This is a genomic window from Pseudomonas sp. SW-3, assembly GCF_016615645.1.
Classification (GTDB): Bacteria; Pseudomonadota; Gammaproteobacteria; order Pseudomonadales; family Pseudomonadaceae; genus Aquipseudomonas; species Aquipseudomonas mandelii.
In genome coordinates this window covers 3,981,914-3,994,645 of the sequence record NZ_CP067098.1, presented here as the reverse complement: position 1 = coordinate 3,994,645, position 12,732 = coordinate 3,981,914, and the positions used below count along the sequence as shown (strand labels likewise).

Sequence of the window (12,732 nt, the reverse complement as noted above, 5' to 3'; positions counted from 1 at the left end):
CCCAGACGAATCGTCAGTCGGAAATATCGGTCACCGGGATGATCTGTTCGCCGTCGGGCTGAGTGCCGGTCACCGTTTTCCTTTCCCGACGATCATTGATCCAGTTGTCCACCTGGGCGCCGAACTCGGCCGGGGCTTTACGTCCGACCCTGCGGGCAAGGTCGAGAATGGTCTGCTGGGCGAGGGCGTCTTCCATGCGTTTCTGCGCGGTCATCATGACGGCGTGAACCGAGCAATGACCTTCCACTGCCCACGTCGGCGGGGAGCCTTCAAACAACGCGCAACGCCCACGGATATCACGGCAATCGAAGATGAGCTTCTGGCCATCAATGGCGTTAACGATGTCCAGCACGCTGATTTCGTCCGCCGGCCGCGCCAGTTTGAACCCGCCGCGCACGCCCTCGGTCGCGACCACCAGTTTGGCCTTGGCCAGTTTGGTGAAGATTTTCGCCAGGTAGTCCAGCGGCACGCCTTGCAGCTCAGCGAGGTCGCGCACGCTCGCCTCACGGCTGTCGCCGTAATCGCCTACCAGAAAAAGCAGGCAGTGAATGCCGTACTCAACGCCCGCACTGTAGAGAGACATGGTTATCTCCGACTGAAAGAGTCGCCAATGTTACCAGCCGATTGTCAGGGGTGCAACGAAGCATCGGCATGCCCTTGATCGCCTGTCTGTCCCGTGCTGCATATGGATAGAAGCTTGCGTCTGGATTGTCGAGGTATCTGAATGTGTGATGATAACCATCGATAGAAGGTCGTTGCGTCTTGTAACTCGGATCACTATAGTCGCCGTTGTCAGCTCGGCGACGAGTTCAGTCTTTGGTCTTCTTCGGAGTTAAAACAATGAAACAGCACATTCTGGTCATCGGCGCAGGTTTCGGTGGCATGTGGACGGCATTGAGCGCCACGCGCCTGTTGGACATCCATGATCACAACCACGTAGACGTCACGGTACTGGCGCCTCAGGCCGAGCTGCGGGTGCGTCCACGCTTCTACGAGCCGAATGCTCATCAACTGGCGGCACCCCTTGGCGACCTGTTCGATGCCGTCGGTGTGAAGTTCATCAAGGGCGCAGCGCAATCCATCGACGTGCAGCAAAAACAAGTCGGCTACACCGATGCATCGGGTGCCGAACAGGTGTGCAGCTACGACAAACTCGTTCTGGCCACCGGCAGCGGTCTCGCGTTACCCAACACTCCGGGCGTGGCCCAACACGCCTTTGACGTGGACCAGATTGAACAGGCGATACGCCTGGAAAACCATCTGAAATCCCTGGCCAACCTGCCGCAAAGCACAGCTCGAAACACCGTGGTTGTGGCCGGTGGCGGCTTTACCGGGATTGAAACGGCGACTGAAATGCCGGCGCGTCTGCGGGCCATCCTCGGCGAGGACGCTGACATTGAAGTGATCATCGTCGATCGCGGTGAAAAAGTCGGGGCGTCCATGGGCAGCGAAATCAGCCAGTCGATCGCCGAAGCCAGCACTGAGCTGGGCGTGAAATGGCGCTTGAAGTCGTCGGTCGTTGCTGTCGATGAAAACGGTGTGAACCTGGCCGATGGCCAACGCATCGACGCCAAAACTGTGGTCTGGACCACCGGGGTGCGGGCAAGCTCGCTGACCGAGCAGATTCCGGCCGAACGCGACCACCTCGGTCGCCTGCACGTTGACGCCCACCTGAAAGTCATCGGTCAGGACGACATCTTTGCCACCGGTGATGTGGCTTATGCCGCCGCGGATGACATCGGCAACTACGCCATGATGACCTGCCAGCACGCGATCTCGCTGGGCCGTCATGCCGGCAACAACGTCGCTGCGCAAATCCTGGGCGTGGCGCCGAAGGCGTACAGCCAGCCCAAGTACGTTACCTGTCTGGATCTGGGTGCGTGGGGCGCGGTGTACACCGAGGGTTGGGATCGCCAGGTCAAACTGGTCAAGGAGGAAGGCAAATCGCTGAAGACCCAGATCAATACGGTGTGGATCTATCCGCCGGCCGCTGACCGCGCAACTGCGCTGGCGGCTGCGGATCCGATGATTCCGGTTGTGGCCTGATAAGCAGCTGTCTCGATAAGGCTGCCTGTATGAAAAATCCCGCTCAAGTCACCTTGGGCGGGATTTTTTTATTCAGATGCGGAAGGCTTGCCGGCCTACCAGCAACCATTTGCCGGACTTCTTTTGCCAGATCTGGAAGTTTTCGATTTCAGTCGGGACCACCTCGGTGCCCTTGATCGCCTGTGCCGAAAAATGATGACGAACCAGCGCTACATCACCCGAGACGGTGATGGTCTGGTTCTGCATTTCCAGGGTTTTGAAAGCGCTCTTGCCCGTTTCGATATCGGCGATGAAGTCTTTCTTGTCCTGGACCTTGCCGCTCGAGTGGCCGTAGGTCAGGTTCTCAGCAGTAAGCGCTTTCAGTTCGGGGATGTTCTTGTTGAGCATGGCTTGCGTCAGATGGTCCACCGCCTGCGCCACATCCTTCTCGCCCGGAGCAGGGGCTGCCACCACGTAGCCACTGAAGAGGCACAGAAAACCAATCAGCACTTTCACTTTTTTCATGGGTAGTTCCTTGTTGTTATGGATGACTCATCGGTCATCGTACAACTTAGCAGAAATTTAATGAATAGTGGCAATACGACGTGGCAAGACTTCTATGGGCTGATAGAAGTCTTGCCGGTTAAAGGGAGGGGGTTTGGATTGCAGCTTCAGGCCAGCATCGATAGCAGGGCACCTTGACGGTCCAGTTTGGCCAGGTCGTCGAAGCCTCCGACATGGGTGTCACCGATGAATATCTGCGGCACGCTGCGACGACCGCTGCGGGTGAGCATTTCCTGGAATTTTCCGGGGTCCGATTGAACATTGATCTCCTGGCTGGCGATGCCTTTGCTGGCCAGCAGCGCCTTGGCATTGCGGCAATAAGGGCAGGTGTCGGTGGTGTAAAGCGTCACAGTGCTCATGGGGTGTACTCCTCGGGTCAGACATCCGCCTCAAGCATCGATGGCAGGGAAGTCGATGTCGGTCAGGGCCAGGTTGTTGAGGTAGTTGGTCAGCGTCTGCGAGGCAATGTGGGCGACCACCTCGATGATCTTGGCATCGGTGATGCCGGCTGCACGCGCCGCTTCAATCTGCTCGTTACTCAGGTGGCCGCGACTTTCGGTGATTTGCCGGGCCAGCGTGGCAAATGCGTTGAGTTGGCCGTGTCGAGCACTGACGATGTCTTGCGCGGACAGCCCGGCCTTGCCGGCAAATACGGTGTGCGCCGCCAGGCAGTAGTCGCAACCGTTGACCTGCGAAGTGGCCAGGAAGATCGCTTCTTTTTCAGGGGCGCTCAGGGATGTTTTGCCCAGGGCCACCGACTGTTGCAGATAGGCCGACAGGACGGCGGGGGCATGGGCCAGCGTCTTGAAGACGTTGGGCAAGAAGCCGATTTTTTTCTGCACGCCTTCCAGCAGCGGGCGAGTGGTGTCGGTGGCGTGTTCAAGGTTCAGGGGGGCGATGCGGCTCATGTTGAGACTCCGTCGATTCAAGCGCGGTATGCGCTGGGTACGGGGTCCATGCTATGGATCTGCGCTGGCGTTGAGGGTGCAAATCGTCGAGGATATGCGACAGATCGTCCAGATATGTTCCCCGGGGAGTCGTTCCATGGATCGCTTGTCCACCTTGCTCACGCATTTCGGTGTCAGTGCCGGCACTTTCCACAGTGGCGATTTTTGCGGCGTCACGTCCTTCGATGGCGACCAGGCCACCGGACACCTGCATTTGCTTCAGGCTGGCGAACTGACGCTCAAACTGGCTGATGAGCGAGTCCTGCAGCTCAATGAACCGACGCTGATTTTTTTCCCGCGACCTTATCGTCACCGCTTGTTCGCCAGCGAAGCGTCGGGCACTCAATTGGTGTGCGCCTCTCTGGAGTTCGACGGTGGGGCGGGCAACGCCCTGGCGGCCGCGCTGCCTGAATACCTGGTGCTCAAACTCGACAGCATCCCGACCCTGGCCGGCACGCTGGACTGGCTGTTCAGCGAGGCGTTCGGCGGCATTTGTGGTCGCGAAGCGATGATGGATCGGCTGTTCGAACTGCTGGTGATTCAGTTGTTGCGGCACATCCTGACCAGCCGTGACCAGACGCCCGGGATGATGGCCGGTCTCGCCGACCCACGCCTGGCGCGCCCCTTGAGCCTGATGCACGACGCGCCCGGCAAGGCCTGGACCGTGGCCGAACTGTCGGCGGCAGCCAATATGTCCCGGGCCAGTTTCGCCGACTACTTTCGCTCGGTGGTGGGGCAGACGCCGGTCGACTATCTGGTGAGCTGGCGGATCAGCCTGGCGCAGAAACGCTTGCGTGAGGGCAAGTCCATCGCGCTGATCGCCGATGAAGTCGGCTACGAAAGCCCCTCGGCGCTGGCCCGGGCGTTTCGTCGTAAAACCGGTGCCAGCCCGCGCGAGTGGTTGCAAGACGCCAAACGCCCGCGGTGACCACCCCCGTTGGTCAAGCACGTTCCCTGTAGGAGCGAGCCTGCTCGCGAAGAGGTCGGCACATCCAACATCGATAGCGCCTGACCCACCGCTTTCGCGAGCAGGCTCGCTCCCACAGGTTGGGTGGGCGTGAGATAGACTCATCTACGGGCACCGAACCGTGGGAGTGACACCTGTGGCGCAATTCAAATGGACTCACTGATCACCGCCGCAGCGCACGCACTCGCGGCGGGCGATCCCCTCGGTGCGCTGAACCGGGTTGCCTTGCGCGACGATGCCCCTGCGCTGGCGCTTCGCGGCATCGCCATGGCGCAATTGGGCGATCTGGTCCGGGCCAAGGCGTTGGTGCGCAGCGCCGCACGCGCCTTCGGTCCGAAAGCGCCTGTGGCCCGGGCGCGGTGTGTGGTCGCCGAGGCCGAAATCGCCCTGGCTTCACGGGATCTCGGCTGGCCGGTGAAGGCGCTCGAAGCGGCGCGAGTGACCTTGCAGGCGCATGGCGATGGCGCGAATGCGGCCCATGCGCGGTATTTGCAGGTTCGGCGTTTGTTGTTGATCGGGCGTCTGGATGAGGTCGACCGTTTGCTCGCCGAGCTCGACCCCGCACCGCTGCCGCCGGCATTGCGCGTCGTTCATGAATTAGTGGTGGCCGGAATCGCCGTGCGGCGACTCGAAACAAGAAGGGCGCGGTCTGCGCTCGAAAGGGCCGAACGTGCGGCCTCAGACGCCGGTATTCCCGCGCTCACCGCCGAGGTTGAACACGCCGCTCAAGTCCTCGACACGCCCGCTGCGCGACTGATTGCCCGGGGCGAAGAACGCCCCCTGCGGCTGGATGAGGTGGAAGCATTGCTGAGTTCACCGTCTCTGGTCGTCGACGCGTGCCGATACGGCGTGCGCGGCGCGGGGATGTCGGTGTCCCTGGCCAAACGACCGGTGTTGTTCACCCTCGTGCGGGCGTTGGCCGAAGCCTGGCCCGAGGATGTGGCGCGGGAAACACTGATCACCCAGGCCTTTCGCCAGAAGCTCACCGATGAATCCCATCGCGCCAGACTGCGCGTCGAAATCGGTCGGCTTCGCAAAGCACTGAAACCCCTGGCCGGTATCAGTGCGACGAAACGCGGGTTTGCGCTGCAACCAGAGAGTGCTGATGACGTTGTCGTACTGGCGTGGCCCGTCGAAGAGCCCCAGTCGGCGCTGCTGGCCTTCCTGGCCGACGGCGAATCGTGGTCGAGTTCGGCGCTGGCCCTGGCGCTGAAGGCCAGTCAACGCACGGTGCAACGGGCCCTCGATTCGCTGGCAACCGCCGGCAAAGTGCAGTCATTTGGTCGCGGGCGCGCCCGGCGCTGGATGACGCCGCCGCTGTCTGGATTCGCGACGACTTTGTTACTCACAGCTTGGGTGCCGGGTGACTAGGATCCATCCCACCACCCAACGAAGAGGATGCAACCATGAAGCAATCATCTGCCGAGATCATCCACGAATACGGACCCTTTCCGGGCGTCGACGCCGTGCATGGCGTTTCTTATGACGGCGAGCACGTCTGGTTCGCCTCCGGAGAAAAACTCAACGCCCTCGACCCTGTAAGTGGTAAGACGCCTCGTTCCATCGATGTCGCCGCGCATGCCGGAACAGCCTTTGACGGCCGGCACCTGTACCAGATCGCCGAGGATCGCATTCAGAAGATCGATCCTTCGAATGGTCGTGTACTCGGCACCATTCAGGCGCCCGGCGGTGGGGGTGACTCAGGGCTCGCCTGGGCTGAAGGCACGCTTTGGGTGGGCCAGTATCGCGAACGCAAGATCCATCAAATCGACCCCGACACCGGCAAGATTCTTCGCACGATCGAGTCCAACCGTTTCGTCACCGGAGTGACCTGGGTGGAAGGCGCGCTGTGGCACGGCACTTGGGAAGGTGAGGAAGGTGAATTGCGGCGAGTAGACCCGAACACCGGCGAGGTGCTGGAAAGCCTCACGCTACCAACCGGCGTCGGCGTGTCAGGGCTTGAGTCCGACGGTGCGGACCGATTTTTTTGCGGCGGAGGCAATAGTGGCAAGGTGAGGGCCGTTCGTCGGCCCGCCTGATCCTAAAACGTGAACTGACGCGAAGACCGAGGTGCGCTCTGGGCCAATTCGATCTCCAGCAGGTGTTCAACCAACACGTCATTGAGGAACCGGAATTGATCGTTGAGCCCGACCACTTCATTGTTGAAGTGGTTCGCGGCTGCCGGTATCAGCAATGCCTCGAAGTTTTTGTCGAACACCAGTGACAGCTCTTTGCGAGAGACGAATGGCTGCGAATAGAAGTTGTTGCCGAACACCGGGAAGCTTACGCAAAGGGTAATGGCGTGGATCATGATCTGCGCTCCTTGGCGAGGACGATGTAGGAAAAGACAGTCAGCGTAATGGCCGTCAGGGCCAGGCAGGTCAGCAGATGGATCAACATGATTTTCCCCTCCGGTGTGGGCTTTTGCCTTGGGATGGGTTGATCCTGCGCCTGGCGGTTTTTTAGCGGAAGGCAATCGTCGCGATGGTGAGTATCGACGCCGTTGATGGTGATCTTCAGGGCCCCATCGCGAGCAGGCGCGCTCCCGCAGGGATTGGCGTCGTTCGCAAGCCTGTGTTTCACCACAGACCACTGTGGGAGCGAGCCTGCTCGCGATGAGGCCCTGGAAAACACCACCAGCTCCAAGCGAACAAACCCCGCCACCTATACTCAAATAAACAGTCCTTTGAACACCGGACATACCGTCCGGGGAACACTGTAGGAACCGCGATCTTGAACCTGCGTTCGCTGATCGTCCCCGTGATGGTGGTGTTGGCGGGATGCGCCACGCCTGTGCGTGCCCCGGTGGTGGCGCCGGTCGTGGTGGTGTCGCAAAGCACCTGGCGGCAGGTGGACCAGGAGATTGTCGCCGCGTCGCAGTCCGCGACCGAGCAGACCAAAATCTATGCCCGGGGCGCCATGGATTACTGGCGCACGCGGGTCTACCAACTGACCGAAGAGAACTTCATTCCCTGGTTCAGCAGTTACTGGACCCAGGAATGGCTATCGGTGAAGGTCAGCTGGTACAGCCTCAGTGCCAAGGGTGAGCAGGATGCCTCGGCCAAGCGCCTGGCGGCCTACCTGCTGGAGCAATACCAGAAACGCGTGCTGGCGCCGGTCGCGGTAGAGATCGATCCCGACGCGATTCTCGGCTTGGCGACGGCCTTCTACGTGGACATTCTTCAGGAGGAACTGCAGCGAATCTCCCAGCGCCACGGCGTGCCGATGGCCCAGCTCAACGGCCGAATCCAGAAAATCCCCGCGATAGCACTCGGGCCACCGCCCGCGCGTGATGCGTCGCTGTATCAAGTCGTGCACACCCAACCGCTGAATTCGTTGCCGGCTTACGCGGCGTTGATCGAGAAGATCCACAAGGCGGGGGGCGACAAAGGCGTTGATTCGACCGACACCGCCATGGCGCCGGTGGCCAAGCGCGCCAGTCAACGGATGGAGGCCGAAATGGCCCCGCGAGGCGCGGCCAGTGCGGTGGCCGCAGCAGCCGGGAAACTGGCCGGCGCCCTGATTTCGGTGGGGGTAGCCGGCATTCGGGCGATTATTCAGGCCAATGACCGGCCGGACAGCGAAGCGCTGATTCGCGCCAGCCTGGGCAATACGTTCGACAAGGCCTGGATGAAACTGGTGCAGAACCCGACCTCCGGCGTCATGGCGGGGACGCTGTACATGGCGGCGCAGATCGAGGGCAACCTGGCGGAGAGCGCCGACGTACCGTCGGTCAGTTCGGGCGGCGGCGCTGTCGATTGGAGCCCGACAGAATCGACTACCCAGCAGACCGTTCCATAACCGAAGGAGAAACACCATGTCCTACGTTGATGGCTTCCTCGCTGCCGTGCCCACCGCCAACCGCGAGAAATTCAAGAAACACGCTGAGACCGCTGCGGTCATTTTCAAGGAATGTGGCGCGCTCAGCGTCGCTGAATGCTGGGGCGACGACGTGCCGGACGGCAAAGTAACCTCGTTTCCCATGGCGGTGAAACTCAAGGAGGACGAAACCGTGGTGTTCAGCTGGATCATCTGGCCGGACAAGGCCACCCGTAACGCGGGCATGGACAAAATGATGAACGATCCGCGGATGCAGCCGGACGTCAATCCGATGCCCTTCGATGGCCAGCGCCTGGTCTTTGGTGGTTTTGAAATGATCGTGAAGGCCTGATCCCGTCGAAAGGATCACTCCGGCGACGGGGTGATCCTGCAACTTTTGCGGTTGCGGATCTCGCTGTCCGTCGGCCGCTCCCTGACGAATTCGAAGCGCGGCTCACCTTCGCTATAGTGAACCAGCCAGCCCCATTCCAGCTCGGACTCATCCTGCCCCGGTTTCGGCGGCATTGCCCACCATGGCTCTTTGCTGATGATCTGTCGCATGGCCCCCTCCCGTTGATTCGGTTGGTTCAACTATAACGTGCATGTCAGGAGCTGCCAGGCATGACTGACGAATCCCGTGAACCGTTCAAGCGGCTGTTTTTCGCACTCAATTGCCCGCCGGAGCAGCGCAAGGCCATTGCTCAATGGCGCAGCGCCCTTGAGCTGCGCAGCGGGCGTCCGGTGCCGGCGGAAAACTTTCACCTGACATTGTTGTTTTTGGGGGCTGTCGGCGTGGCGCAGATTGGCGAGATCTGTACGGCGGCCGGGAAGGTCCACATACCGGGTATACCGCTGAGGTTGGCGCTGGATCGAATGGAGGTCTGGCGCCGGGCAGGGGTGTTGGTCCTGGCGCCGGAGCAGGCACCGCCGGAGTTGTTGCGTCTGGTGTATGCGCTGGAACAGGCGATGTTGCCGTTTGGCGTTGAAGAGACGCCGAAGGCGTTTCGGCCGCACCTGACGTTGATGCGTGATTATCGAATGCCGGTGCCTGAGTCCGCGACGCCGCCCGAATTTTTCCTGCGGGCTGATCGCTTTGTCTTGTTTGAATCCCATAAGGGGCGGTATCGGGCGCTGGCGGAATGGCCGCTGGCCCTTGCATAAAAAAAGGCGCCCGAGGAGGGCGCCTAAGTTCACCTTAACCGAGGAAGCCAGGTGAGGCCGTTCGTCAGAGAGGATGCAGCGGTGGTAAGGCGCTGCGTGAACGGAAACTTTGACAGTGATCGTTCCCACGCGTGGGAACGATCATTGAGCGACTATTTCCCGAGTTTCACCCGCGTCCAGCCCCGAGTCATCACGCGCTGAACGCCGATCGGCATATCCGGAATCGCATACAGCGTCGCCATGACCGCTTGCGGCGGATACGACCCCGGATCATCCCGGATGGCCTCGTCCACCAACGGTGTGGCCGCCGCATTGGCATTGCTGTAGCCGATGTTGTTGGTGATCTCGGCGATGATGTCCGGGCGCATCAGGAAGTTCATGAACAGGTAGGCGTTCTCCACGTTCGCCGCGTCCTTGGGGATCGCGACCATGTCGTAGAAGCTGCCGGCCCCTTCTTTCGGAATGCTGTAATCGATCTTCACTTTGTCGCCCGCTTCCTGGGCGCGCGCCTTGGCTTGCAGCACGTCCCCGGAGTAACCGACCGCGACGCAGATGTTGCCGTTGGCCAGGTCGGAGATGTATTTCGACGAATGGAAATAGGCCACCGACGGCCGAATTTTCATGAACAGCGCTTCGGCTTCGGCGATCTGAGCCTTGTCCTGGGAGTTCACCGGATAACCCAGGTAGTGCAGGGCCGCCGGGAGCATCTCGGTAGGCGAGTCGAGGAAGCTGATGCCGCACGCTTTCAGTTTTTCCGCGTTTTCCGGTTTGAACAGCAAGTCCCAGGAGTTGGTCGGTGCATTGGCGCCGAGCACTTCCTTGACCTTGGCCGGGTTGAAGCCAATGCCGATCGAACCCCACATGTACGGGAAAGCGTGGCCGTTATCCGGGTCACTGGCGGACGCGTTTTTCAGTAGCACCGGGTTGAGGTTTTTCCAGTTCGACAGCTTCGACTTGTCGAGTTCCTGATAGACCCCGGCCTTGATCTGCTTGGCCAGGAAACTGTTGGACGGCACCACGATGTCGTAGCCGGACTTACCGGCGAGCAGGCGGGCTTCAAGGGTTTCATTGCTGTCGAACACATCGTAGGTCACGCGGATGCCGGTCTCGTCTTCGAACTTCTTGACGGTGTCCGGGGCGATGTAATCCGACCAGTTGTAGACGCGCAGAACCTTGTCATTGGCCTGGGCAACGGTGGCAATCGCGCCCACTAAGGACAGTGTCAGCAGAGTCCTGCCAAACATTTTCATCGGTACAACTCCATTCTTTTTATTCAGTGACACAAAGCAAAAATGCGGTAAACACAAAACCTGTGGGGCAATACACAACCTGTGGCGAGGGAGCTTGCTCCCGCTGGGCTGCGAAGCGGCCCCAAGAATTCTGGCGACCCTGCCAATTGGTTGAGTGCTGCGCACTCAAGCGGGAGCAAGCTCCCTCGCCACAGTTAACTCAACAACCTAAACCGTCGCTTCCACCATTCGCTTTTCAGGTTGCTGCCACGATTCGCTCGCGGTCTGGTCCATCGCTTCCTGGATCGCACGTTTGCGGGTGGCTTCGGCACGGCGGCTGAAGTACCAGACCATGAAGGTCACGATCGAAACGGCCAACAGAATCAGGCTGGCCACGGCGTTGATCTCAGGCTTCACTCCCAGACGCACCGCCGAGAACACTTCCATCGGCAAGGTCGTCGAACCCGGCCCCGAGACGAAACTCGCCAACACCAAGTCATCCAGCGACAGGGCAAACGACATCATGCCGCCGGCCGCCAGTGACGGCGCGATCATCGGAATGGTGATCAGGAAAAACACCTTGAACGGCTTCGCCCCAAGGTCCATCGCCGCTTCTTCGATGGACAAATCCAGCTCACGCAAACGCGCCGAGACCACCACCGCGACGTACGCCGCACAGAACGTGGTGTGGGCGATCCAGATGGTGACGATGCCACGCTCCATCGGCCAGCCGATCAACTGCGCCATCGCCACGAACAGCAGCAACAGCGACAGGCCGGTGATGACTTCCGGCATCACCAGCGGCGCGGTCACCAAACCGCCAAACAAGGTGCGACCCTTGAAGCGCGTCACGCGAGTCAGCACGAATGCCGCCAACGTCCCCAGCGCCACCGCCGCAATCGCCGTGTAGCAGGCGATTTCCAGCGAGCGCACCACCGAGCCCATCAGTTGCGTGTTGTCGAGCAGACCGGCGTACCACTTGAACGACCAGCCGCCCCAGACCGTCACCAGTTTGGAAGCGTTGAACGAGTAGATCACCAGAATCAGCATCGGCAAGTAGATAAACGACAGGCCGAAAATCAGCATGAACTTTGAAAATCCGAAGCGTTTCATCCCCGTGCCTCCATCTCTTTGGCCTGGCTGCGGTTGAACAGCAGAATCGGCACAATCAGGATTAACAGCATCACCACCGCCAGGGCAGACGCCACCGGCCAGTCGCGGTTATTGAAGAACTCTTGCCACAGCACGCGACCGATCATCAGCGTCTCAGGGCCGCCCAGCAGCTCCGGAATCACGAACTCACCGACCACCGGAATGAACACCAGCATGCAACCGGCAATGATCCCGTTCTTGGCCAGCGGCACGGTGATTTTCCAGAAGTTGTTGAAGTTGCTCGAACCCAGATCCGACGCCGCTTCCAGCAAGCTTTGATCGTGCTTGACCAGGTTGGCGTACAGCGGCAGCACCATGAACGGCAAGTAGGCGTAAACCACACCGATATACACGGCCGTGTTGGTGTTGAGGATCTCGATCGGGTGATCGGTCAGCCCGGTCCACATCAAAAAACCGTTGAGCAAACCGTTGTTGCTCAGGATGCCCATCCACGCATACACGCGGATCAGGATCGCGGTCCAGGTCGGCATCATGATCAGCAGCAGCAAAACGTTTTGCGTTTCCTTGTTGGCCTTGGTGATCGCGTAGGCCATCGGAAAACCGATCACCAGGCACATCAATGTGCTTAAAAACGCGACCTTCAACGAGCCGAAGTAGGCCGAGATGTACAGCTCATCCTGAGTCAGCAGCGAGTAGTTGCCGAGGTTCAGCAGCAGCTGGAATTTCTGCTCGGCGAAGGTGTAGATCTCGGAGTAAGGAGGAATGGCCAGGGCCGCTTCCGAGAAGCTGATCTTCATCACCAGGAAGAACGGCAACAGGAAAAACAGGCACAGCCACAGGAAAGGAATCCCGATGACGAGCTTTCGACCACTCGGCATCAGCCGCATGAACCGCTGATTGAGTGTTT

At 60.1% G+C, this 12,732-nt stretch carries 16 protein-coding genes; 7 read left to right on the top strand and 9 right to left on the bottom strand.

Annotated elements, in window-relative coordinates; all coding sequences use genetic code 11:
• Positions 1–13: 13 nt before the first annotated feature.
• Positions 14–583 (bottom strand): RrF2 family transcriptional regulator, encoded by a 570-nt coding sequence (locus tag JIO00_RS17830; protein WP_102595026.1) that lies wholly within the window; start codon positions 581–583, stop codon positions 14–16.
• Positions 584–840: 257 nt separating this feature from the next.
• On the opposite strand from JIO00_RS17830, the gene JIO00_RS17825 reads away from it, so the two are divergent.
• Positions 841–2,046 (top strand): NAD(P)/FAD-dependent oxidoreductase, encoded by a 1,206-nt coding sequence (locus JIO00_RS17825; protein ID WP_200666483.1) that lies wholly within the window; start codon positions 841–843, stop codon positions 2,044–2,046.
• A gap of 72 nt (positions 2,047–2,118) precedes the next feature.
• Here JIO00_RS17825 and JIO00_RS17820 read toward each other — a convergent pair whose 3' ends face one another.
• The 3 genes from JIO00_RS17820 to JIO00_RS17810 form a co-directional block, all read right to left on the bottom strand.
• The gene (locus tag JIO00_RS17820; protein WP_010455466.1) at positions 2,119–2,550 is read right to left on the bottom strand and encodes a nuclear transport factor 2 family protein; all 432 of its coding nucleotides are present in this window, start codon (positions 2,548–2,550) and stop codon (positions 2,119–2,121) included.
• 146 nt (positions 2,551–2,696) lie between these two features.
• A complete protein-coding gene (gene grxC / locus JIO00_RS17815) occupies positions 2,697–2,948 on the bottom strand; it encodes a glutaredoxin 3 (protein WP_010455465.1) in 252 nt (83 codons plus the stop codon).
• A 30-nt stretch (positions 2,949–2,978) separates the two neighbouring features.
• Entirely contained in the window at positions 2,979–3,497 is a 519-nt protein-coding gene (locus JIO00_RS17810) for a carboxymuconolactone decarboxylase family protein (protein ID WP_077749112.1), read from the bottom strand.
• A 136-nt stretch (positions 3,498–3,633) separates the two neighbouring features.
• Between JIO00_RS17810 and JIO00_RS17805 the strand changes: the two genes are divergently transcribed.
• The 3 genes from JIO00_RS17805 to JIO00_RS17795 all read left to right on the top strand — a co-directional run bounded on the left by JIO00_RS17805 (position 3,634) and on the right by JIO00_RS17795 (position 6,542).
• Positions 3,634–4,464 (top strand): AraC family transcriptional regulator, encoded by an 831-nt coding sequence (locus JIO00_RS17805; protein ID WP_010455461.1) that lies wholly within the window; start codon positions 3,634–3,636, stop codon positions 4,462–4,464.
• Between the two features lie 189 nt (positions 4,465–4,653).
• Positions 4,654–5,874 (top strand): helix-turn-helix domain-containing protein, encoded by a 1,221-nt coding sequence (locus JIO00_RS17800; protein WP_200666481.1) that lies wholly within the window; start codon positions 4,654–4,656, stop codon positions 5,872–5,874.
• A 35-nt stretch (positions 5,875–5,909) separates the two neighbouring features.
• A complete protein-coding gene (locus JIO00_RS17795; protein ID WP_200666479.1) occupies positions 5,910–6,542 on the top strand; it encodes a Vgb family protein in 633 nt (210 codons plus the stop codon).
• 2 nt (positions 6,543–6,544) lie between these two features.
• On the opposite strand, the gene JIO00_RS17790 is transcribed toward JIO00_RS17795, so the two are convergent.
• A complete protein-coding gene (locus JIO00_RS17790) occupies positions 6,545–6,814 on the bottom strand; it encodes a hypothetical protein (RefSeq protein ID WP_010455456.1) in 270 nt (89 codons plus the stop codon).
• 422 nt (positions 6,815–7,236) lie between these two features.
• On the opposite strand from JIO00_RS17790, the gene JIO00_RS17785 reads away from it, so the two are divergent.
• Together JIO00_RS17785 and JIO00_RS17780 are read left to right on the top strand one after the other, a co-directional pair.
• The gene (locus JIO00_RS17785) at positions 7,237–8,304 is read left to right on the top strand and encodes a hypothetical protein (protein ID WP_010455451.1); all 1,068 of its coding nucleotides are present in this window, start codon (positions 7,237–7,239) and stop codon (positions 8,302–8,304) included.
• Positions 8,305–8,320: 16 nt separating this feature from the next.
• A complete protein-coding gene (locus JIO00_RS17780) occupies positions 8,321–8,674 on the top strand; it encodes a DUF1428 domain-containing protein (RefSeq protein ID WP_010455450.1) in 354 nt (117 codons plus the stop codon).
• A gap of 14 nt (positions 8,675–8,688) precedes the next feature.
• Here JIO00_RS17780 and JIO00_RS17775 read toward each other — a convergent pair whose 3' ends face one another.
• Entirely contained in the window at positions 8,689–8,883 is a 195-nt protein-coding gene (locus JIO00_RS17775; RefSeq protein ID WP_010455448.1) for a hypothetical protein, read from the bottom strand.
• A 60-nt stretch (positions 8,884–8,943) separates the two neighbouring features.
• Between JIO00_RS17775 and thpR the strand changes: the two genes are divergently transcribed.
• On the top strand, positions 8,944–9,483 hold the full coding sequence (thpR, locus tag JIO00_RS17770; protein ID WP_200666477.1) for an RNA 2',3'-cyclic phosphodiesterase: 540 nt from the start codon (positions 8,944–8,946) through the stop codon (positions 9,481–9,483).
• A gap of 152 nt (positions 9,484–9,635) precedes the next feature.
• On the opposite strand, the gene JIO00_RS17765 is transcribed toward thpR, so the two are convergent.
• From JIO00_RS17765 to JIO00_RS17755, 3 genes are all read right to left on the bottom strand, one after another.
• Positions 9,636–10,733 carry a polyamine ABC transporter substrate-binding protein gene (locus JIO00_RS17765; protein ID WP_154913584.1) on the bottom strand — a complete coding sequence of 366 codons (1,098 nt, stop codon included), beginning with the start codon at positions 10,731–10,733 and terminating at the stop codon, positions 9,636–9,638.
• Between the two features lie 207 nt (positions 10,734–10,940).
• Positions 10,941–11,825 carry an ABC transporter permease subunit gene (locus JIO00_RS17760; protein ID WP_010455442.1) on the bottom strand — a complete coding sequence of 295 codons (885 nt, stop codon included), beginning with the start codon at positions 11,823–11,825 and terminating at the stop codon, positions 10,941–10,943.
• Entirely contained in the window at positions 11,822–12,703 is an 882-nt protein-coding gene (locus tag JIO00_RS17755; RefSeq protein WP_167362304.1) for an ABC transporter permease subunit, read from the bottom strand. The genes JIO00_RS17760 and JIO00_RS17755 overlap by 4 nt, the downstream gene beginning before the upstream one ends.
• Positions 12,704–12,732: the final 29 nt, after the last annotated feature.

Coding starts and splice junctions, on each gene's coding strand:
- JIO00_RS17830 (WP_102595026.1), bottom strand. CDS start 583: ATGTCTCTCTACAGTGCGGGCGTTGAGTACGGCATTCACTGCCTGCTT.
- JIO00_RS17825 (WP_200666483.1), top strand. CDS start 841: ATGAAACAGCACATTCTGGTCATCGGCGCAGGTTTCGGTGGCATGTGG.
- JIO00_RS17820 (WP_010455466.1), bottom strand. CDS start 2,550: ATGAAAAAAGTGAAAGTGCTGATTGGTTTTCTGTGCCTCTTCAGTGGC.
- grxC (WP_010455465.1), bottom strand. CDS start 2,948: ATGAGCACTGTGACGCTTTACACCACCGACACCTGCCCTTATTGCCGC.
- JIO00_RS17810 (WP_077749112.1), bottom strand. CDS start 3,497: ATGAGCCGCATCGCCCCCCTGAACCTTGAACACGCCACCGACACCACT.
- JIO00_RS17805 (WP_010455461.1), top strand. CDS start 3,634: ATGGATCGCTTGTCCACCTTGCTCACGCATTTCGGTGTCAGTGCCGGC.
- JIO00_RS17800 (WP_200666481.1), top strand. CDS start 4,654: ATGGACTCACTGATCACCGCCGCAGCGCACGCACTCGCGGCGGGCGAT.
- JIO00_RS17795 (WP_200666479.1), top strand. CDS start 5,910: ATGAAGCAATCATCTGCCGAGATCATCCACGAATACGGACCCTTTCCG.
- JIO00_RS17790 (WP_010455456.1), bottom strand. CDS start 6,814: ATGATCCACGCCATTACCCTTTGCGTAAGCTTCCCGGTGTTCGGCAAC.
- JIO00_RS17780 (WP_010455450.1), top strand. CDS start 8,321: ATGTCCTACGTTGATGGCTTCCTCGCTGCCGTGCCCACCGCCAACCGC.
- JIO00_RS17775 (WP_010455448.1), bottom strand. CDS start 8,883: ATGCGACAGATCATCAGCAAAGAGCCATGGTGGGCAATGCCGCCGAAA.
- thpR (WP_200666477.1), top strand. CDS start 8,944: ATGACTGACGAATCCCGTGAACCGTTCAAGCGGCTGTTTTTCGCACTC.
- JIO00_RS17765 (WP_154913584.1), bottom strand. CDS start 10,733: ATGAAAATGTTTGGCAGGACTCTGCTGACACTGTCCTTAGTGGGCGCG.
- JIO00_RS17760 (WP_010455442.1), bottom strand. CDS start 11,825: ATGAAACGCTTCGGATTTTCAAAGTTCATGCTGATTTTCGGCCTGTCG.
- JIO00_RS17755 (WP_167362304.1), bottom strand. CDS start 12,703: ATGCCGAGTGGTCGAAAGCTCGTCATCGGGATTCCTTTCCTGTGGCTG.